At 40.7% G+C, this 21,615-nt stretch carries 19 protein-coding genes and 1 tRNA gene; 6 read left to right on the top strand and 14 right to left on the bottom strand.

Features of this window, described 5'->3' with window-relative positions; all coding sequences use genetic code 11:
• Positions 1 to 42 precede the first annotated feature (42 nt).
• Positions 43 to 702 carry a 7-cyano-7-deazaguanine/7-aminomethyl-7-deazaguanine transporter gene (locus CXF72_RS02855; RefSeq protein ID WP_101036770.1) on the bottom strand — a complete coding sequence of 220 codons (660 nt, stop codon included), beginning with the start codon at positions 700 to 702 and terminating at the stop codon, positions 43 to 45.
• A gap of 270 nt (positions 703 to 972) precedes the next feature.
• On the opposite strand from CXF72_RS02855, the gene CXF72_RS02850 reads away from it, so the two are divergent.
• The 3 genes from CXF72_RS02850 to CXF72_RS02830 all read left to right on the top strand — a co-directional run bounded on the left by CXF72_RS02850 (position 973) and on the right by CXF72_RS02830 (position 3,964).
• Positions 973 to 1,635, top strand: a complete 663-nt coding sequence (locus CXF72_RS02850) for a regulatory protein RecX (protein ID WP_101036769.1) — start codon at positions 973 to 975, stop codon at positions 1,633 to 1,635.
• A 457-nt stretch (positions 1,636 to 2,092) separates the two neighbouring features.
• Positions 2,093 to 3,505 (top strand): DNA repair protein RadA, encoded by a 1,413-nt coding sequence (gene radA, locus CXF72_RS02840; protein WP_101036768.1) that lies wholly within the window; start codon positions 2,093 to 2,095, stop codon positions 3,503 to 3,505.
• A gap of 372 nt (positions 3,506 to 3,877) precedes the next feature.
• Positions 3,878 to 3,964, top strand: a tRNA-Leu gene (locus CXF72_RS02830).
• Positions 3,965 to 4,244: 280 nt separating this feature from the next.
• On the opposite strand, the gene CXF72_RS02825 is transcribed toward CXF72_RS02830, so the two are convergent.
• From CXF72_RS02825 to CXF72_RS02795, 7 genes are all read right to left on the bottom strand, one after another.
• Positions 4,245 to 4,523 (bottom strand): DUF4389 domain-containing protein, encoded by a 279-nt coding sequence (locus tag CXF72_RS02825; RefSeq protein WP_101036767.1) that lies wholly within the window; start codon positions 4,521 to 4,523, stop codon positions 4,245 to 4,247.
• Positions 4,524 to 4,666: 143 nt separating this feature from the next.
• Positions 4,667 to 5,428 (bottom strand): RelA/SpoT domain-containing protein, encoded by a 762-nt coding sequence (locus CXF72_RS02820; protein WP_101036766.1) that lies wholly within the window; start codon positions 5,426 to 5,428, stop codon positions 4,667 to 4,669.
• Positions 5,429 to 5,875: 447 nt separating this feature from the next.
• A complete protein-coding gene (gene trxC, locus CXF72_RS02815) occupies positions 5,876 to 6,310 on the bottom strand; it encodes a thioredoxin TrxC (RefSeq protein WP_101036765.1) in 435 nt (144 codons plus the stop codon).
• Positions 6,311 to 7,106: 796 nt separating this feature from the next.
• Positions 7,107 to 7,298: a hypothetical protein gene (locus CXF72_RS02810; RefSeq protein WP_101036764.1), complete on the bottom strand. Its 192-nt coding sequence runs from the start codon at positions 7,296 to 7,298 to the stop codon at positions 7,107 to 7,109.
• Between the two features lie 438 nt (positions 7,299 to 7,736).
• A complete protein-coding gene (locus CXF72_RS02805; RefSeq protein ID WP_101036763.1) occupies positions 7,737 to 8,756 on the bottom strand; it encodes a pirin family protein in 1,020 nt (339 codons plus the stop codon).
• Between the two features lie 778 nt (positions 8,757 to 9,534).
• Entirely contained in the window at positions 9,535 to 10,404 is an 870-nt protein-coding gene (proB, locus tag CXF72_RS02800) for a glutamate 5-kinase (protein ID WP_101036762.1), read from the bottom strand.
• A 572-nt stretch (positions 10,405 to 10,976) separates the two neighbouring features.
• Positions 10,977 to 11,525, bottom strand: a complete 549-nt coding sequence (locus tag CXF72_RS02795) for a DJ-1 family glyoxalase III (protein WP_101036777.1) — start codon at positions 11,523 to 11,525, stop codon at positions 10,977 to 10,979.
• Positions 11,526 to 11,939: 414 nt separating this feature from the next.
• Between CXF72_RS02795 and CXF72_RS02790 the strand changes: the two genes are divergently transcribed.
• Positions 11,940 to 12,692 (top strand): class I SAM-dependent DNA methyltransferase, encoded by a 753-nt coding sequence (locus CXF72_RS02790; protein WP_101036761.1) that lies wholly within the window; start codon positions 11,940 to 11,942, stop codon positions 12,690 to 12,692.
• Positions 12,693 to 12,854: 162 nt separating this feature from the next.
• Here CXF72_RS02790 and CXF72_RS02785 read toward each other — a convergent pair whose 3' ends face one another.
• The 3 genes from CXF72_RS02785 to CXF72_RS19970 form a co-directional block, all read right to left on the bottom strand.
• Positions 12,855 to 14,033, bottom strand: a complete 1,179-nt coding sequence (locus CXF72_RS02785; protein ID WP_101036760.1) for a hypothetical protein — start codon at positions 14,031 to 14,033, stop codon at positions 12,855 to 12,857.
• A 481-nt stretch (positions 14,034 to 14,514) separates the two neighbouring features.
• Complete coding sequence (locus tag CXF72_RS02780; protein WP_101036759.1) at positions 14,515 to 15,048, bottom strand: aminotransferase class I/II-fold pyridoxal phosphate-dependent enzyme; 534 nt, start codon at positions 15,046 to 15,048, stop codon at positions 14,515 to 14,517.
• Between the two features lie 258 nt (positions 15,049 to 15,306).
• A complete protein-coding gene (locus tag CXF72_RS19970; protein WP_269801143.1) occupies positions 15,307 to 15,432 on the bottom strand; it encodes a hypothetical protein in 126 nt (41 codons plus the stop codon).
• Between the two features lie 102 nt (positions 15,433 to 15,534).
• On the opposite strand from CXF72_RS19970, the gene CXF72_RS02775 reads away from it, so the two are divergent.
• Positions 15,535 to 16,431, top strand: a complete 897-nt coding sequence (locus CXF72_RS02775; RefSeq protein ID WP_101036758.1) for an EamA family transporter — start codon at positions 15,535 to 15,537, stop codon at positions 16,429 to 16,431.
• Between the two features lie 210 nt (positions 16,432 to 16,641).
• Here CXF72_RS02775 and CXF72_RS02770 read toward each other — a convergent pair whose 3' ends face one another.
• The gene (locus tag CXF72_RS02770) at positions 16,642 to 17,124 is read right to left on the bottom strand and encodes a transcription elongation factor (protein ID WP_101036757.1); all 483 of its coding nucleotides are present in this window, start codon (positions 17,122 to 17,124) and stop codon (positions 16,642 to 16,644) included.
• A 271-nt stretch (positions 17,125 to 17,395) separates the two neighbouring features.
• On the opposite strand from CXF72_RS02770, the gene CXF72_RS02765 reads away from it, so the two are divergent.
• Positions 17,396 to 17,746 (top strand): RidA family protein, encoded by a 351-nt coding sequence (locus CXF72_RS02765; RefSeq protein ID WP_101036756.1) that lies wholly within the window; start codon positions 17,396 to 17,398, stop codon positions 17,744 to 17,746.
• 397 nt (positions 17,747 to 18,143) lie between these two features.
• Here the strand turns inward: CXF72_RS02765 and CXF72_RS02760 are convergent, their stop codons facing one another.
• Both CXF72_RS02760 and CXF72_RS02750 read right to left on the bottom strand, forming a co-directional pair.
• Positions 18,144 to 19,790, bottom strand: coding sequence for a sensor domain-containing diguanylate cyclase (locus CXF72_RS02760; protein ID WP_101036755.1), 1,647 nt, complete (start codon positions 19,788 to 19,790; stop codon positions 18,144 to 18,146).
• A gap of 733 nt (positions 19,791 to 20,523) precedes the next feature.
• On the bottom strand, positions 20,524 to 21,615 hold a 1,092-nt coding region (locus tag CXF72_RS02750; protein WP_101036754.1), incomplete at its 5' end, for a YbfB/YjiJ family MFS transporter.

The following is a 21,615-nucleotide window of genomic DNA, read 5'->3' as shown; positions in this document are numbered from 1 at the left end:
AAGGTATCACTGTCGAAAATGATACCTTGAGTCAAAGAGCTCTTAAGCGAAACGTTGTTGCCCAGGTAGCTTAACCAGTTTGTGTTCAAGTACTTTTAACAGAACACCATAAGCGGGTAAAAACAGCCCTAAACTCACTATCAATTTAAACGCATAATCGACAGTGGCAATCTCAGGCCAGTTATTTGCCATAAACAAATCATTTGAGGCATAAAACGCTAATCCAAAAAAGACAGCAGTATCAAGCAAATTACCAAGAACCGTTGAACAGGCCGGTGCAACCCACCAAGAGCGTGTTCTGCGTAATTTTGAAAAGATCGTTATATCCATTAACTGGCCAACAAAATAGGCCGCAAAACTAGCAAATGCAATTCGCAACACAAAAGTATTTACTTCAGCCAACGCACTGAGCCCCTGGAATCCACCCTGATGAAAGATAACACCTATTACATAGGAAATAATTAACGCCGGTAACATGGCTTTAATAATTATTTTCCGCGCTGATTCCTGACCAAAAATTCGAACCGTTAAGTCGGTAGCAAGGTACACAAACGGGAAACTAAATGCCCCCCAGGTGGTATGCAAACCAAAGATTGTAAAGGGCAACTGCACGAGGTAATTACTGGCACTGATAATTAAAATATGGAAGCTAACCAGTACGACAAGCGCACGGCGAATTTGAACTGCTGTTAGTGATAACATGATTTTACCTTTTTATTTATTAAATGAACTTTGCGGGGTGAGGGAACCCGCTATTAAATTGTGTTTTATTTTACTGCTGAATAAACTGATATTTATTCACACCGATGGAACCCTAATCGGGCGGCATATTATAAAGATGTTTTAACACAGAGCAAGGATAAACCCACATTCACATCAATATTCCCCGGCATCTTTTTTAAAAAGAGAACTTGAGAAGTCGGACTTTCCCGCTATCATAGACAATGCACATTCATCTGCAAACAGGAAAACATGTCATTTAATAACCCTATAAAACCGGCAAAAGATATTGACGGAGTACGCAGATCTGCCTTTTGGCATTTAGGCCGGCGTGACCACAGTGAAAAAGAGCTGCGTGAAAAAATTGCGCGTAAAACTGATAATCAGCAATGGATTGATACGGTGATAAGCGAATGTTTTGAGTATGGTTATTTGAATGATGCGCGCTTTGTAGAGAATTTTATTCGCTCCTCACAAAATAAAGGCTTTGGAAGCACGCGTATCAAACGTGATTTACAGCGTAAAGGCATCGATATAAGTCACCTTGATCAAGTATTTGAGAATGATCCCCATGATTATACTCCCGATGCCCTCGCCCTGCTTTCACTAAAATATAAGCAGCGTATTGCCAATCAATACTTAAAACAAAAGGCGATGCTTTTCCTGCAAAGCAAGGGCCATAGTTTTGATGATATATTCAAGGCAATCGATCAACATAATGAAGCATACCCGAATGATGATTGTGATTATTTGAGCGAGGCCGTTGTGCTGTTATCGCGTAAATTTAAAACGGCCATCATCGAACGCAAGTTGCATGATAAGGCGATGCGCTTGTTAATCTCAAGAGGACATTCATTTAACAATGCGAGCGAGGCAATCAAAGCCTTTAATGAAAACATCAATCAAGAAGAATAAATTTTCAGCTGCGGGTGACGGCTGACGGCTATCAGCTGATGGCTATCAGCTATCAGCTTCGAGCATCGAGCATCGAGCCTTCGAGCCTTCGAGCCTTCGAGCCTTCGAGCCTTCGAGCTGCGAGCTGCGAGCTTCGAGCCTTCGAGCTTCGAGCCTTACAGCCTTCGAGCTTCGAGCTGCGAGCTTCGAGCCTTCGAGCCTTCGAGCCTTCGAGCCTTCGAGCTTCGAGCTTCGAGCTTCGAGCCTTCGAGCTTCGAGCTTCGAGCTTCGAGCTTCGAGCTTCGAGCTTCGAGCTTCGAGCCTTCGAGCTTCGAGCTGCGAGCTGCGAGCTTCGAGCTTCGAGCTTCGAGCCTTCGAGCTTCGAGCTTCGAGCTTCGAGCCTTATAGCCTTACAGCCTTACAGCTTTTGGGCTTTTGGGCTTCGAGTATTAACAGATTTTTAAATGGATTATAAATAATGGCGAAAGCAAAAACAAAAATCGCATATGTCTGCAGTGACTGTGGTGCGAATTATCAAAAATGGCAAGGCCAATGCGGCGAATGTAAAGCATGGAATACCATCACAGAGTTCAGAGAAGCATCCAGTACCACAAAATCGGTGAATGCGGCAGTCACTCGGAATAAAAATGCGGGTTACACTGGCGCTTTAAGCAATGGTGTACAACGAATTTCAGGCGTGCAGGTTGAAAATGCAACACGCGTATCAACGGGACTTTCAGAACTGGATCGTGTTTTGGGCGGGGGTATTACCCTCGGCTCAGTCGTCCTTATCAGTGGCGATCCGGGTTCAGGTAAAACAACCTTACTTACCAAGGTAGCTGAAGTCATGTCACAGAGCATGTCGACACTCTATGTCACCGCAGAAGAAAGCCTTAGCCAATGGGCTAAACGCGGTATTGAACGCTTAAAACTCAACTTTAACGAAGATAATTTTTTATTATCGGATACCGACTCTATTGAAGATATCGTCGATCAGTGCCTGGAAAATAATGTTCGTTTTTTGATTGCCGATTCCATTCAAGCTTTTGAATCAAGCCAGGCCGAGGGCACCGCAGGTGGCGTTACTCAGGTGAAAATCTGTGCCAAAATTTTAAACCGATTATGTAAACAACATGGTATTACGTTAATTCTTGTCGGTCAGGTAAATAAAAACTCACAAATGGCCGGACCACAAACCTTAAAACACATTATCGATACCGCGATCCACATCGAAGTCAATGATGCCTCGGTACGCATATTACGCGCCGATAAAAACCGTTTTGGCGATACGGAACAGGTGGGTATTTTTCAGATGACCGAAAAGGGCATGTTTTCGGTTGATAACCCCAGTCGCCTTTTCCTCTCCGGCAGTGAAGAAAATTTTGAAGGCTCAGCTATCTCGGTGATTAAAGATGGCGCACGAAATTTACTGATTGAAATACAAGCCCTGGCCACCGAAGTTGAAGGCGAAAAGTCTATTCGTAACTGTATTGGTATTTCCTACAGTCGTTTATCCTTAATCACCGCGGTGTTAAAGAAACACGGCGGCATTCGCACCTATTATGATATAAATATCAGTTTAGTGGGTGGTCTTAAAATGTCCGATTCAGAAACCTCAACGGACATGGCGGTGATGGCCGCATTATTGAGCTCAATTAATTCCAAACCTGTGCCTGAAGAATCAGTTTTTATTGGTGAAGTGGCGCTGACCGGTGAAATACGTCAAATACCGCAAATTGTACCGCGTGTACGCGAAGCCTTAAGCCACGGCAAAAAACAGATCTATATTCCCGCAGTGGCTTATCATAAATCGATGCAGCAATTCGTCAAAAAAGGACAATCCATTCATCCACTTAAAAATATTAAAGAATTAATTGAAGCATTAAGTTAAAGGCTTTAAGGCGGTAAGGCTATAAAGCTAAAAGGCTCGAAGCTGTAAGGCTTTAAGGCTAGAAGCTCGACACTCGACACTCGAAGCTCGAAGCTCGAAGCTCGAAGCTCGACACTCGAAGCTCGAAGCTCGACACTCGACACTCGACACTCGACACTCGACACTCGACACTCGAAGCTCGAAGCTCGACACTCGAAGCTCGAAGCTCGACACTCGAAGCTCGAAGCTCGACACTCGAAGCTCGACACTCGAAGCTCGACACTCGAAGCTAAAATACTCGAAGCTCGAAGCTTTATTAAGCGTATACATGTCAAACTTTGGATCTAATGCTCTTTAATTACCTATAATAAGAGAGCATGATTATATTCGTTCGCAGATGTGGTGGAATTGGTAGACACGCTAGCTTCAGGTGCTAGTGGCCTAAAGGTCGTGGGAGTTCAAGTCTCCTCATCTGCACCAGTTATAAAAAGCCCGAAGCTATCGGCTGACGGCTATCGGCTGACGGCTATCGGCTATCGGCTATCGGCTGACAGCTGACAGCTGACGGCTATCGGCTGACAGCTAACGGCTATCGGCTATCGGCTATCGGCTATCGGCTATCGGCTGACAGCTGACGGCTATCGGCTATCGGCTATCGGCTATCGGCTATCGGCTATCGGCTATCGGCTGACAGCTATCGGCTGACAGCTATCGGCTGACAGCTGACGACTGACAGCTGACAGCTTTCCAGCTTCGATCCTTATTCCTTAGGCCAATCGCCCATTGGGAAGGGCTTAAATTCACTGTTATAAGTCAGATATAACATTACCTGATACTCATAAACACTCAGGCTTTTTCCAAAATTCAGCAGGTTGTCATTCTTTTCAGCGGTAAACAGTATGACTAAAAACTGAAATCCCACTACCACTACGGTGACAAATTTAGTCACTCCCATCAAAAATATAAAAATAAGCATAAATAAACCACGTAACCATACGCTGCGATTTTTATAGTGTTGTTGTTCATTTTGATCGTTCATAATAATTCCTTTTACGTAATACCAAATCACTTAATTGATATAATACGGTCACCATTTCAGTTTAAAATATTTTAGAAATAGCAGCTAAGTCACACAACTGCTCAACAAGTTAACACACAATTGACCAATAAGTTAACCCCAAATCAGGCACTCAAATACTGATCCCAGGCTTGCTGATACAGTCCTTGTGATTCCTTCCTAAGCTTGTCAATAGAAGCTTGCTCTATGTCACTTAGCCCTCTGTTTTCGCTGAGTTGTAAGCGTTGTATTTGTTGAATAAGTTCATAATTATCATGCTCTTTGCCATTTTTAATAACAGAAAAGGCTTCGAGGTGTAATTGGACTTCCGCAACAATGCCGCTCTCGGGTAAGCGTACCAGCAAACTAAGATCTCTGTAACCAGACGGGTTTGGGGTTACAAAGCGATTCTTAATACGCAAAATTTGCGTGTTTTTCTCTAATAATTCAAAAGCATCCATTAGTGCAGGAATATTTTTTGCAACAATTGAGGTCCGGGTGATATCGGTTATTTTGTCACTATTACCGGTATATTTTACGGCAACTTTATCCCGAGCACGTTGTTTAGATTTTACGCCTGATGTATGGGTATAGGTGTTACTTTGCTGCGCAATTTTATGCGTAACAGTTTCTAATTCGGTTTGCCCTGAGAGCGCTTTTTGATAGAGCTGGTTAAAATCATTGTGCGGCTGTTTAATATTAAGCGCATGATATTCTGTGATACTAAAAAGACCGGCAAGATTGCGAGGTTGTGTATTGCTACTATTAGGTTGAGAAAATGCTAAGAATTTACCGGCATCAACACGCTGATGCTGTTTTGCCGGTGAAGCATTACCCTGAGAAGACATTACCAATAAAACAAAAAGGGTCTGGAATAATTTATTCATTAATACTCCCTATTAAAAACATTAAAGGCAGATTATTCTGCCTTCAATATTAGATATGGTCACTTAAGATGTCAGCTTCAAGTGCAGAAGTGTTAAAAATTGTTTATTTTTCGAGCCTAAGTGCAAAAGTGTATGGCACTTCACACTGTTTGCAGTTAAGCACAAGTCCTAAACAGTTTAATATTGAGAAGTGTTTTTAGAAGATAGGTTTGCGGGTTGCTATCAGTCCATTTTAAAATCACATCAGGAAAAGAGGCGTAATTTAAAGAAGAAGGCGGCCGGTAACTTACTCGCCACACTTAAAAATAATTGGATTTACGAAACCTATGCAATTCCAGCAATTAAATTTTTGATTTATTTCAGGTCGTGCGACTTCAGGCGACTGCCTTCAAGCGCACTTAAAATATAACAACGGATCAACTAGTTTTACAGAGGAGTATTAGCCGTTTATTTATTTAATGTTTGCGCTACCCATTCTTTAAATTGAGACTTTGGTAATGCGCCATTTAAACTGTCAATTAAGCGCCCTTTTCTGAACATCATTAAGGTTGGAATACTACGGATTTTGTACTGTGCAGCAATCTCTTGCTGCGCTTCTGTATCTACCTTAACAAAGCGTACTTTACCTTTTTCTTCCATGGCAACTTGTTCAAAAACAGGTGCAAAATTAAGACAAGGGCTGCACCAGGGAGCCCAAAAATCAATAATAACAGGCTTTTCACTGTTGATTAATGCGCTTAAATTTTTGCTGCTTCCCTCTATTGGTTTTCCTTCCAATAATGGTTTCTTGCAGGTACCGCAGGTAGGCGAAACATCGATTTTCTCAATGGGTAAACGGTTCATGGCTTGACAAAACGGGCATCGGCTGACAATTGAATTCATTGATACGTTCCTTAGTTTTAAAACCATCCATTCTAATAAGAAAAAACAGTGATTAACAGTTGATAGCGCTAATTAATTACACAGGATAATTAACAGCAGATCAATATAATATACAAAAATTGTATCAGCTATTTTACAAGCTCCCACTTAAGCAGTACCTTGTTCAGGCGCAGGAAAGGAAAGCAAGGCATTGATAGCAGCACTTACTGTTCTAATTGCACAAAACTGCATGGGTAATCATCTTGAGCCGCTTTAGCTGACTACAAAGTGGTGTATAACAGAATGTTATCAATCAAACCTTTCTAAATTTATTAAAGCACGGCAAAAACTTATACCAAACGTATTAAATTTATGATCAATGCCTTCAAAGGATAAAGTGTGCAGCAGCTCTCGGAACCGGGCCTTTAGGCTCGGCCTGTTGCTTTTAAGCCTGAACAGCACTTTAAAGGGACTACCACAGAGAACACCGAGGCGCTGCGCACTACACAGAGAAAGACCAGCCCGTAGGGTGCGCTCCGCGCACCGATTGCCACTGCCTGCGGAGCATAGAATGCACTCTACCCATTCCATTAATTAACTTCAGATCACAATTTAATTTCTTTTGGTATTAGTTGTATCTTTGCTGAGCATTCATTTTAACTTACCTCGATGAATAAAAAGCAGATGATTGGGTACTACCGGACAGGCAAATATCTTGCTGCAAATAGTTTGTTTAAGGGGCGTTCAAATAAGCGTTAATTGACCGCAAACACAACGGCCACTTCGAATTCAATATAAGGCACGGTTAAGTGCCGGTTTAAGTCAGTGAGTGGTGTTTAAGGTAAAATTTATGGTCTTTATCATCAATATAAATATCCACCTGATCATCCTGATTTTCTTGCTGTGGTTGAATCACAGCCGTCGCTCTCAACTTCGAAATGACGGCGTCAAAATAAAGTTCCTCTAACGCTTGATCCCTTAATTGCAGGCTTTCTATAAAGTCATACATAACAACTCCCCCCTTTAGACCCCAGCTATTAATGCAAGCTTAGATCAGAAATGTTGGCGTGTTTTAGTCAGACCAAAATAAGGCAGATGTTGAATTTTTACTAAACCACGCGGCTCTTATAACAAGATTAAGCCGTTTCATATTAATAGCAAACGAATTAGTGCAGTGATCAGCTATGACGCAGGGAAAATAGGCTTGTTGATGAAGAACAAAAAAAATCATTCCATGGCATGTTTTCAAATGATAAATATCCACAGGAAAAAACCCGTTTCACCTCATATTCGTTATCCGCGATATCTTCCTGGTACCCCTCTGATTACGGGGGCAACAGACCCTAAGTTAATCACTCTCATCGCGAATTTAAAGCAAAACTTTTATACCCATGATACTTCAAGATGCAAAGTCAGCAAGGATCTTGAAGTAACATGGGTATATACATTATTTGACCTCTTTATGACCCTGTCCATCATTCGAAAAGCGACCGGTTTGTTGAGGATTTACAGGTGCAGAACTCGGCCATGACCAGCCGCCAAAATTTGTTTTACGGTAGTCTGCAAAAGTTTGATATATCTCATCTGTAGTATTCATCACAAAAGGCCCATGTTGTACAACGGGTTCATTAATTGGACGCCCCTGTAATAACAAAATTTCGACCACAGTGTTACTGCCGTTTGACAATGCCACTTTTTTATCAGAGATTAAATCGACACGGTGATTAACGGGGATAAGCTTGCCATCAACTTTCAGCCCCGTCCCTGCATAAAAATACAGGCAACGATTTAAATCACTTGATCCAGCCGGTAGATCCCAGATTGCATTAGCCGCCATTTTTATTGTCCAAATAGAGACTTCATTGTCAGGATCTGCAGCCCATGAAGCATTAGTCGGAGGTAATGCTTTTATCTCTCCATACTGTCCGGCAATCAGATCTATTTTAGTCAGACGTTGATGACTGTCAAAATGAGAAATGACCGGGATATCTTCATGCCAAAGCATTTTATATTCAGGCTCAACAAACTTATTTTTTCGGGGTAAATTTAACCAAACTTGAAATAATTCAGTTGGATTTTCTTTTTCAGTGTTAACCAGCGGAAACATTTCAGAATGCTGCACGCCCTTTCCGGCGGTCATCCATTGTGTATCACCATTTCCAAAACGTCCGTATCCGCCTAATGAATCAAAATGATCAATAAAACCACGACGCCCGACGGTTACGGTTTCAAACCCTCGATGAGGATGGACAGGAAAACCTGGCACAGTCGATCCGTGATACATGCTAAAGCCTGATTTCCCGCTAAAATCATTGCCCGGTTGACGTCCCTGTAGAGATAAAGATGGCCCCATTTTTCCATCTCCTTTGGGGTAATTATCAAGATGATGAACACAAAATAAAAAGGGATCTAAGGTTTGCCACGGAGTGGTTAACTTAAGTGTTTGAATAATTGCTGTTGATATCATAAATACCTCAATCCACAAAAATGATACTTAAATGTAACAGGATAGAAACAGAGGGAAAAGAATTATTAATGAAATAAATCCATTCTTAAAAGAGATAAGACCCAAAGAGATTAAATCGACATGACAAGTTAATTATACCAAACGCATTAATAAAGTGATTCGATTTAAAATTATCCCGGCGGTTTTGTGAGCCTAAATTTTTCCTTTGAAAAAATTGATCATAAATTTAATGGCGGTCTTATTTGAACGCCAACTAGACCAACCATGACAACAAACGCATAGCGCGTAGGGTGCATTCTATGCACCCTACCGATAAAATCATCCCGGCGACTTTATGAGCGCAAATGTTTCCTTTGAAGCAACTGATCATAAATTTAATGCTTTTGGTATTAATGGAATAGGTATCAAACGCAGATCTGTTTTTTGCATTGAATAATGACGGTCAAAGGAAGGTGTCGGGCAGGAAAATGGCTTAAATTTTTAGATCAATACCAGCTTATTAGTGATCAATTTGCGGATAGTATTATAAAGCAATGCGATTGTATTTTTATTGGGAGGATATCACGGGTAAACATGTTTAAATAAAATAGGCAGTCGTTTGCTTGCACTAAGTGCGCAGGGCCACAGTATTTAGATAAGTAAGTATTTAGATAATTTAAAGGTGCTGAAAAAAATATTTTCAGCACCTTTAAATTAAGAGGAGATCAATTTATAAGTTGATTACGAAAAAACCAGTTAGCAGCGGTTATTTTCCGTAACACACTAAAATAAAAAGCTATTAACCCTCTTTTTTGATCACGTTTTCAGGTGACTTTTTGGTCTCGGTTTCAGACGATTTTTTCTTAGTCTCGTTTTCAGGCATAAACAGAGTACCCAAAGTATGTTTATTTTCCAGCAAAAATGACTCTGCGGCGCTCAGGTCAAAACCGTTACAAAGCAGCATCTTTCTTCCATGTCTAATAAGGAAATTAGCGGCCTTAAGTTTAGTAACAATGCCGCCCGTGGCAAAACTGTTATTAGGAGTCGAGTCATCAAGTAGGGCTTGTTCAGGTATCTTGGTCATGGTTTTAAAAATCTTAGCATCTTCATATTCGTGCGGATTTTTATCAAAATACCCGTCAATATCGCTCAAAATAACCAGAATGTCGGCATTGGTTGCATGAGCCACAACAGCGGATAGCTGGTCATTATCACCAAACTGCTGTTCTGGTGTTGAAGTAATATCGTTTTCATTGACGATCGGCAGGATATCGTGTGTCAGGTGAGCATCGATGATCTCCTGAAACATCTTAGTCCGTTTTCTCGAGTCGAAATCATCTTCAGTAAGCAGGATTTGTGCAGTGTCGATGTCATAGATATCAAATTTCTTTTTATAGGCAGTCATCAAAATAGGCTGCCCTGCCGCTGCAAGTGCTTTCTTGCCAATCTGTTTGCTTTTATCAAGCTTTAGAGTCGAGTACCCTGCCGCGACCGCACCGGAAGTCACAAGAATGACGTCGTAGGTTTTTCTTAGTCCAGAAATCATAGATACCAAGTTGAGCATGCGCTCTTTAGCGATGTTGTTATTATCTGTCAAGACTGCACTGCCGACCTTAATCACTACACGTTTTGTATTCTTCTTTGATTTTGTACTTGTATTTGTATTCATGTTCGTCTATTTTCCTTTGAAGTTATGTTTTAATCGGTTATGTGCTAATCGGTTACGTTCTAATCGGTTATATGCTAATCGGTTACGTTCTAATCGGTTACGTTCTAATCGGTTATTTCCCTTTAAAGTTATTTTCTGATCGCTCATGTTCTAATCTGTTGTGCAGTTCATCAAACAGCCTTATTTCCCGTTGAATTCGGGCGATCATATAAATAAGTCTGCGAACACTTCCGCAAACGCTTCGCCTGTAAAACGAAGGTGGATGTTAGCCCAAATATGGGCAACGATAGCAAGTGCACCAGAGTTCAGAATGGTATAAAGAGTAATGGCTAACGGAGGCAAAGGTCAGGAAAAATAGTACTATAGTTAACCACAAAACTTCATGATAAAACCCGACCACGGCAACTAGCTTAACACAAATACCTGCGTAAAACCCCCTTACATTCCAGTGAATTAGCGATAAGAGGTTATAAGGCCCATTAAAAAACACAATATTTCAACCTCAAAAATGGTCTTTTGCAGCACCATAAACACAGATTCTGAGAGCCCTTTTTAAGCGCTTAACACACTGTTTACCAATTTTGCAGAGTGCCCTGTTTAACAGCGTTGGCGGCATCGATGCCAAGCAAATATTCAATAATTAAAATGGCAAACTCGGCTGCAGTTCCCGGTCCGCGACTGGTTAGTATATTACCGTCCAGAACAACGGATTCAGTCCTGAAATTTGCCCCCGTAATTTTCTTTTCAAAACCCGGGTAACAGGTAAATTGTCGCCCATTGAGCAGGCGGGCCTTCCCCAAAACGAGCGCAGGTGCAGCGCAGATAGCCGCTAGCAGTTTATTGCTGTTATTCATTTTACGTATGAATGCGATAAGCATTTCCGATTGAGCAAGATTTGATGCACCGGGCATGCCTCCCGGCAAAATAATCCCGTCTAGATCATCACCTAGCGCATCAAGGGTGGTATCCGCGTGGATCACAATATTATGGCAACCGGTCACATTTAACGCGCCAATACTGGTGATAATAACCTCTATTCCCGCTCTTCTGAGAAAATCGACGGGCGTGATAACTTCCACTTCTTCAAATCCATCGGCTACTAATATAGCTACTTTTTTCATATTCGCTCCGCTGTAAAATAAAAAGGTAAATCCAATATCGACTGACATTTAAGATTAGACCTTAGCAGCATTTAGCGCCCCATCGAATCACTATAAAATCGACAGGAATAAACGATCTAAGACATTTTACCTTGGCAGCAGAGACCTTTTGTATGTGCGCCGTGTTTAATACCAAAAGAACTAAAAAGGTGATCACCCTTGCTGGTTAAAATCATTGATAACTTAATTAATTCTTTTGGTATAACCACTAAATAAGACCCATTGCATCGTTTATATAGGGGGAAAATTTTTGCCACATGGTTAATAATAAAATCCGCAGTCAGGTAGCTTTTACTTGGAATTATACTTCGCAAATAACATTAATTGTTATAAGATCTGCCGCTAAAATATTTCACCTTAAACCACTGGGTAATTATGTCATTTCCGTCCACCAATGCTTTATACACCGACCTATCTGGCTATTACGACTTAATGTGCGCTGAAATTAACTATCAGGCTCAAAGCGATCATGTTCGTAGACTTCATCAACTTTTTGGTGATAAAGGACAAAATCACCTTGATTTAGCGTGCGGAACTGGACCACATGTTCGTCATTTTTTGAATTTTGGCTACCAAAGCAGTGGCCTGGATATTAATCAGCCGATGTTGCTATTGGCAAAAGATCGCTGCCCTGAAGCGCAATTTACATTAAAAAACATGTGCAGCTTTGACGTTGAGCAACCGCTGGATCTGATCACCTGTTTTTTATATTCCATCCATTACAGTGATGGCATTGAAAAACTGAAAGAATGTATTAACAGTGTGTATAACGCGCTAAATACAAAGGGTGTTTTTTGCTTTAACGTTGTCGATAAAAATAAAATAGAGAACCATTCCCTGGTCAGACACACTGCTGAGCATGACAATAGTCACTTTGTTTTCAGCTCTGGTTGGTATTACTCGGGCTTTGGTGAGAAACAATCACTAAAACTGAGCATTGAAAAAACCACACAAGATGAGACACAATTATGGCAGGACGAACATCCTATGGTTGCGTTAAGTTTTCATGAATTAGAAAAATTACTACAGCCCTATTTTGAAGTGCATATTTTTGAGCATGATTACGAAAAAATCATGCCTTGGGATAAGGTCTCCGGCAACGCTATATTTACCTGTGTTAAAATTTAAAGCGCCATTAGGTGACGCTGCAGATATAAAGAAAATCATTGCTTGAATAAAAATTAATGGGTTCACCAGAAAAAAATTAGAATGACGGGCAGACAACATTTTTGACCGTCAAAAAAAATGGTTATCCAAACTTTCTATTACCATGTCGATATTTAACTAGAATCAAATATCGAAATTGCCATTCAGCAGCGCTTCTAAGGATCCAAAATTAGCAAAGGGCGATACATGACGCCTATCATAACGCTCAGACAAAATTTTATTTAGCGGCTTCATTGTTCTGGTCGTGGTGATTGTATTTTGCAGGGATAACTGGCTGGCCAATAATGCCTTCAGGTGATCTTGTTTCTTGGCTTCAATTATTTTTTTACTCCGCCCGCCTAACTTTTGCCAAATCATCGACTCTATTGAGTCCGGCTGCTGCAGCTCGCGATACTCTCGATCAATCTGGGCTGATTTTTCAGCTAAAAGAATTAATAATTCAGCAGTGACATCATCATTCAAATTGAGATCATTATTTGGCACATATTGTTGAAACATGCTGATAATAGTAAACGCATCTTTATCTTTTTTAGCCTGAACAAGCTGCCCCATTAACTCACTTTTATGTGCTTTTAATAGGAGATCTTGTTCTTTATCGGGATGCAGACGGCTGGCGAGCATTTTGTAACATTTTTTCAGCTGACTGGCATTAAACAGATCGGTCAATTTTTTATGCTGCTTCTCTGGTGAACGAGTGTCCCGCTGAAAGTGCTCACGGTGATCAAACTCCTCTTGATCAAAATCCGCCTCTGATTCCTTCTGAGCTTCTTTAAAAAAAGAAGCAAAGTGTTGATGGAACAACGCCGGATCACGTAAAAAATCGATTAATTGCTCTTCACTAAAATCATTACCACAAGCGAACATTTCATCAATTAAAGAGCGCATGTCCTGTATCTGCGCAGCGTCAAATTGATCATCTTCATCTATTTCTTCCTGATCACCAAATAGCGCTTCATGGAATTCTTCACCTAATGCAGCACTTAACCCCTCGGGGCAAAAAGGGTGATTTGTTAAGGTTTCAATATTCGATTCTATCCAAGCCAATAACTCTTCCCGTTGCCATTGAGTAAATGACTTGCGCGCCATAAACGAGATAAGGTGCCGTGCTTCTTGAGCAATTAGCTCACACATTTTCTCTTCTGCAGGCAAAATTTCAGATTGAAAACTGCTGTATAATATGGCTGTTTTTTTCTGAAAAGCGGTATTACGTTTCTGTTTTTTTTCAATTTCAGCCCATTTTTCACTAAATTTAGTCTTTGCTGGTGAATATTGTTTGGCCGGTTGCTTTATTTTTTTTAACATTAGGGTTTTCTCTTAAACTGAAAATAACAAATTAACAGTATCATAATAGGAATAATCTCTCTCTTTGAAAATATTCAAGAGATTTAATTTTCGAGTTAACAATTAATATAGTGAAGAAAATTGAAAATGTGTGCTGCAAACTTCGATATAATGTCAGATAATTGGATCCAGTAATCGAACATAAAGTAAGTTATCAATAAAACCCCTATCGCTTATTTCTCGAGTGAAAGGCGTGGCAATGTTGCCTTTGAAGGCATTGATCATAAATTTAATGCGTTTGGTATCAATACACTACTTCAGAAAAACAACAAAGGCCGAACCTAAAGGCTCAGTTCCGAGAGCCGCTGAAGGGCCGTAAAAATATATTTTTCATTATCGTCAATATCACCCAGCAAGACCAACACCTCTAAACAAAGCATTGATGTCGACAAACTAAAGTCAGCAGAAAATAATGCGATAAGTCAGGTTCCAATCTTTTTCTTTAACTTGTTGAGATAGTGCCTTTTGATGCCATTGTGGCGACGATATCTATTAGTTTTTTATGCTGCTTTAGCGTTTCATTCTCGAAACCATCAGCTGCTAATAAAGGATAACCAATATTGATTCTAAAACAATCTTTATAGAGACCGAGCGTAGTGAAATGATCACCCACACGAATATCAATATTGTATTTTACCGCTTGTCTAAATAGCTGCACAGAATCAAGATTGGGGATTTGAATCCATAATACAAAACCGCCACTTGGTTCGCTTATTTTACTCGACACAGGTAAATTCTGACGCAGATAATGTTGGTAATCTAATCTGTAATTGTGCAGATTAAAGCGTATTTTCTTTAAATGGCCGGCATACTCACCATTATTGATAAAATCGGCAATAGCCAACTGAGTAGGTGAAGTAACACCTTGATTACAATAGCGCCGCTTGGCCAGATATTGCTTATAATATCGCCCTGGTAAACACCATCCTAAACGATAACCCGCCGCTAATGCCTTCGAAACAGAGCCGCACCACATAACCTTGCTTATCCCAATGCTTGGCGGGTAACGGTATCACTTTTCCGAGGGAAATTTCAATATATACATCATCTTCAATGATCGGGATCTGGTGTTTTTCGCCTTGCGGATTTGGGTAGAAGCTGATGTCTGCTGATTGGCGTTTAATTGCGCGGCGGAAACGTTACTGCCGTTGTTCGAGCGGTAATTGCTTGGGGTCGATCCGCGTATAACCTAATGGGCCAATAGTTTTGATAAACGGCGTATAACTTTGCTCGTTTAACCCTGATTTGAGTTCACTGATATGGCTTTTAAAATTAATAAGTTCAGGCTGCGGCTGTGTGCGGCTATTTTTCCACTTTTAATATTCGAGATCCATTGCGCTGAAAGTTGTTTATAGATCATACGCCTCCTCAACTGTACTTCTTTTTTATTTAATAATTGTATCTGTTATCTTAATTCATTTGCTTGATACTTATCTCACTTATTTTAACAAAGGGGGATATTATGAATCACCGTGACCTGCTGATCGCGTTATCAATAATGGCTGTTTGGGGATTAAATTTTTCTGTTATTAAACTGGGTGTTGGTGAAGCCGATCCGGTACTTGTTACCGCGCTGCGTTTTACATTTGCCACTATTCCTGCAATATTTTTTGTCAAGCGCCCCAATGTTAAATGGATTTATTTACTCAGTTACGGTTTGGTTTTTACTATAGGCGTGTGGGGCATGGCGACATGGTCAATGGATGCGGGTCTGTCTGCCGGCATGGCATCTATACTATTGCAGTTAAATGTATTCATTGCTGTTATTCTCGGATACCTGTTCCTTAACGAGCCTCTGTCGAGAGCAAAAATGAGCGGCTGTGTACTGGCTATCTGCGGCTTAGCACTGAGCTTGTCGGTAACAGACGGGACGGTAAGCCTCGCTGGCGTGTTACTTATTTTACTCGCGGCATTATGCTGGAGTATTACCAGTATTATCATCAAAAAGGCGGCGACGAAAGAGGTTTTTGCGTTTACTGTTTGGTCAATACTTTATGCGCTCTTACCGCTCTATATACTTGCTTTTTATCACAGTGGTGCAGAACAATTTCAGCATACCCTGCAAACTTGGAATAGTTCGCTGGCATTTTCTGTTTTGTTTCAGGCTTATCCTGTGACCTTATTAGGCTATTGGATTTGGAATCGAATTTTATCTAAATACCCATTATCCATGGTCGCCCCCCTCACACTTCTGGTACCTATATTTGGCTTGTTGGGGGGCGCTCTGTTTTATCAGGAACAAGTTGGAAGTACTAAAATCATCTCCTGTTTACTGATTATTTCAGGCTTAATGGTTGGTTTGATCCGCCCTGAAGTATGGTCAACCCTGCGCCTGCAGGTAAATGTACTACGCAGATAAAATGCAATTAACGGCAATATCTTTACTGAGCCGCCTTTGCTGCAAACCGGCTCCGCTGGCGCTCGAATAATTGCTGAGCCGTTTGCTTTAACTGTCTGTTAGTGTTTCACCCTTGACGGGCTGTGGTTGAGCAGAAAGCAAAATGCAGTTTTGAGTGTGGCTGTTCAGTCTATGCCGACCCATATTCTTAAAAATATTTTTTTTACGCAGTCAATAAATCTCAGCTATCTCATACTCGATCACTTTATTGCCGATAGAGAGACTGATTTCATCGCCGACGCTCCGGTCCTTGATTACCGCACCGAGCGGGGAGCCGGGGGTGACCACAACAATTTCTTTTTCGGCAACGCGCACTTTTAAACCGCCCGCTGACGGGCCGTAAAAAATATATTTTTCATTATCGTCAAGATCACGCAGCAAGACCAACGCCCCTAAACCAAGCGACGATTGCGACGATGTGGAGCTACTGTTCAATTTTTCGAAAGCGGCAAGATCCTGCGCACACTCGGCTACCCGTCGCGCTTGACCTTGGGCTAAATATGAGGCTTCCAAGGCTAAGGTATCGTATTTATTTTCTGCGACATTCTCATTATTAGTGGCCGTATTATAGGCACGTTGTGCAGCATTAACGGCCCCTTGATAGGTGGCTTCTAATGCGAGAATTAGTTGTTTATGTACCCGTTTTTTATTCATACTTAGTATCGTTTATTCGCCGTGGATGTCTAAAGAGTAGGAGCTTAAAGAGCAATGCCGTTAAAGTAAAGCCAGCAGAAAATAATGCTTTATTTTAATGAAATCACGCTAATAAGTGATGGATCTCCAATGGCTTGGTAGTTTACAAAGGTTTGAGAGCTGTTTTCCCAAAACAGAGAAGAAATAGACGATCCTATTCATAGGTTATTGGCTTATGCTGCAAGTTGTTTATAATGTCTGCCACTATAAACACCCACAATCAAGGATTAACATGATAGAGCGTAAAGAAACCAAACCACGTATGAGCCGAATAGTGAAAAATAACGGTACAATTTACCTGTGCGGGCAGGTAGGGGCAGATGCAACTAAAGATATTAGCGAACAAACTCAAACAATGTTAGATAAAGTAGATGCGCTGCTATTGGATGCAGGCAGTGACCGTGAACATATACTAACAGCAACTATTTACGTTAAGGATATGGCTGAACATTTCGCCCCTATGAACGCTGTATGGGATGCATGGGTTCCACAGGGATGTGCACCAGCAAGAGCCTGCGTGCAGGCTAGCATGGCCCGTGAAGCACTGTTAGTTGAAATTTCAGTGATCGCCGCAGAGAAATAAAAGCAAAAGCAAAAGCAAAAGGCTGGAAAGCTCGAAGCCCGAAACTCGAAGCTCGTAGGGTGCGCTCCGCGCACCGATTGCCACTGCTTGCGGTGCATAGAATGCACCCTACCGATAACTATTCAGCTCGTAGCCCGAAACTCGAAAGCGCGTAGGGTGCGCTCCGCGCACCGATTGCCACTGCTTGCGGTGCATAGAATGCACCCTACCGATAACTATTCAGCTCGTAGCCCGAAACTCGAAAGCGCGTAGGGTGCGCTCCGCGCACCGATTGCCGCTGCTTGCGGTGCATAGAATGCACCCTACCGATAACTATTCAGCTCGTAGCCCGAAACTCGAAACTCGAAAGCTCGAAGCCCGTAGCCCGAAACTCGCAGCCCGCTCAAGGACATGATTTTTAATTTTGTACGATGCGATTTCTTCCCGATTGTTTAGCTTTGTACAAAGCACTATCAGCTCTTTGGAACCATTCCTTAAAAGGCTCGTCAACACGCATGGTTGCCATTCCCGCACTAAAGGTTAATTTATCAACGGGAGCAACGTCGAGCTGTGATATTTTTTCACGTATCCTTTCCATATGCTTAACAATCAGATCAGAAGTCGTTTCCGGCATCAGAATAACAAATTCTTCACCTCCCCAGCGGCAAATAATATTTTCTTTGCGTGTATTAACAGATAATTCATGCGCTAAACGACACAAAATATCATCACCTACATTGTGTCCGAATCTGTCATTAATTTTTTTAAAATGATCAATATCTATTATTACCAGCGTCACAGCCAAATGATGTCTCTTCGTACGGGAAATTTCCTTATCAACCAGAGCGCTAAAAGCACGACGGTTATAAAGTTGTGTTAAAGGATCTTTAGATGCAAGTTCTTCAAGCTTATCATTCTGCTCGCTAAGCAATAAATTCTTGGCTGAAATTTCTTGTGTACGGTGAATGACTATTTTTTCTAAATGGATTGTATGCAGATGGAGCTTTTGAAAGCTATAGTGGAAAGCTTGAGAAAGTTGGCCAATTTCATCATTCGAAGCAATTATTCTCAGATTATTTGTTTTACTGCGAACCGATGCTTTTACATCTTGAGTAAGTTGAAGAATGGGTTTTGTTATCCTGTTCGACAGATGACTAATAAGTAATAAAAATACCACCATCAGTATAATTGAAGTCATTAATACGTTGTATAGGATTTCATCTATATTGTAAAAAATGTCAGATTCTTTGGTTGTCACGAACAAATTCCAACCGGGTAAATTATCAATTTTAGAAAAAGTAACTATCTTTGCTTCATTTCTTTTGACGTCCATATAACGACCATAACCCGCCTTTTGTAACTTCGTTTGTCTGACTATTTGATCAAAACCAGGAAAGTTAATATCCTCCGTATATGACAGTATTTTATTCATCACAAGGCTTTTGTTCGGATGTGATATAACCCTATCATTCGAGTCGGCTAACCAGGCATAGCTGCCTTTTCCAAGCTTAATAGCCGATAATTTTTCCGAGATAACCGCAAGAGAAACCGCAACGGCGAGTGTTCCAATCCATTTTTTTTCCGCATCGACAAGAGGGATAGCCACCATTATAACCGGATCTTTTTCAAGCAGACTATAGATAGGGACGGTAATATTAAATGCTTTATTTGCCCACTGCTCACCTTGCAGGAATAAAGGGGAGGTTACTTTATGATTGTTTCCTGCAGCATCGATCATATTTAAATCTTTATCGACATAAGTAGCATTAATGAAATCACCCTTACCTACGTTCACTAGTTTTTGGAGCTGCCCAACAATACCAGACTTATTATTTAACTTTATCTGAGGATTATCACATAGCATTTGCAACATTGCGACATATTGAGCAAACTCTTGACCGAGGAGCCTGGCGTGCATTTTTGAAATTTCCGTAGACTTTTCTAATTCTAAATCAAGCAGATGATCACGTTCATTGATATAGATGACAATTAAAAGCATAGATGTGAAAGCTATCATCACGAAAGAAAATAGAGTAATAACCTTGGCTTTTATACTGTAAAACATACCACCTCTCGAAAATTTATACTTGTTAAACTAAGCATAAATCTTAATATTAATTTTAAATCTAACCAACTTCAGATCGGAATAAGCAAAACAAGGTCGTTATCAACTCTCCATTAATATGAAGATTAAAAAATCACAGACCTGAATTGTATTACATGTTACTACTGAAAATAACACTATCGAGCACCGGTTTACTTGCTCTTTAAAAATCCGATGGGATAACGCAATAAGCGTATCTTTATCTAAGTAGATATATGCTTAAGCGCTTTGGCCAACTGTTTTGAAATATAGGTTTTACCACTCGCAGGCACTGATCTTACAATAATCAGTTTTTTTCTTATTGAGTTATTACTGGTTAACGTCTTATTGAAATTGCAACAGTTATAGCCTTTTCAGTCTGTTATACAGTATATTTAAAATATAATTGTATAAATTCGCTAAACTGCCGCGATGATCAAGTAATCCAAGGTAATTTCTAAATCCTAGCCGTTGTAGTTGCTGTAACCAGCTTCGCAATTTGAACGATCGTTTTATTTCACCGCAATAGTAAAATATTATTCCGACTTTAATGGTCATGAACGAGCTAAGCTCTGTGTGCCCTTTCCCGCTGAGCTGCAGCTGCAGCTGCACCATAAAGAATACAATTATAAATAAGCCAACGTTATGTATGTTGGGGCTCGAAGGTAAAAGGCGGCTTAAAGCCTGAAAGCTCGCAGACTCGAAGCCCGCAGCTCTAAACCTCTATTTTTTTTGCATAAACTAAAAGCGCTATTCCTGTAAAAACGATCAATGCGGTTAAATAAAGAGTCGTATCATAATTTCCAAAAGATTCAATCAGGGTGACGCTATATAAGGGGCCAGTTACCTGCCCTACACCATAAGTCGCGGTCATCGCGCCCATTAGAACAACTGGATTTTTGCCGGCTAGCCGACCGCCAAGGTTCATAAATAGAGCCACAAGACCTATAAAAGTCCCCCCGTATAAAACACCGCTGAGCAAGTTTAAATACATATTATTACTCAATGCCGGAATAAGAATGCCGACCAGCTGAATAGACATAGCAACAATAATAATATTTATACTGCCATAATTATGCGCTAACCTCATCCATATTATAGAAGAGGGAATACCTGCAATGCCGACTAACAGCCATCCCAAACTGCCATAACCATCAAGCCCTTCAAGGGAGTTTATAATATCAGGCAAAAATGTTCCCTGAATAACAAAACCGACACCCTCGGTAAAATAGGCCAAAATAAGCAGCACGACATAAGGGGAAAAAATGGACATTGAAAGTTTATGTTTGATAGCTTTTTGTTTGAGCTCTTTGTCAAAAGAGAGAATATACACAGAATAAAAAGAGATCATCAAAGCGAACAGGCTCAACACCAGCCACGCATCACTCCAGGTCCCGCTGTGCAGCACATAGCGGCTTATTAAATCACTGATAACTATTGCAACGCCGATACCGCTGAAATGTATCCCCATTGCTTTCGTTTTATCTTCAAAATTTAGCTTTACCATTACGATCGCGGTACCGACTATGATAATCATTGCCGAACCAAATCCTGCAATCACTCTTGATATTAGCCAGAGGGTTTCATTTGTACTTGTCGCTAAAACCAGAGTAGTCAACACACTCAGCACCATACCAATTCTAAAGTATTTTACTTTGGTATTAATATCCTTGATAAAAACAGAAAAAACAGCCCCCACGAGATAACCTGCAAAATTTAAGGAGGCTAAGATACCGGCATAGGTAAGGGTTAAAAAATCATCCAGCATAGAAGGTAATAAAGATGTAAATGCAAATCTGGCGACACC

The organism is Psychromonas sp. MB-3u-54, assembly GCF_002836415.1.
Lineage (GTDB): Bacteria > Pseudomonadota > Gammaproteobacteria > Enterobacterales > Psychromonadaceae > Psychromonas.
The sequence above is the reverse complement of the archived record's forward strand: the minus strand, read 5'-3'. Positions and strand labels throughout refer to the sequence as shown.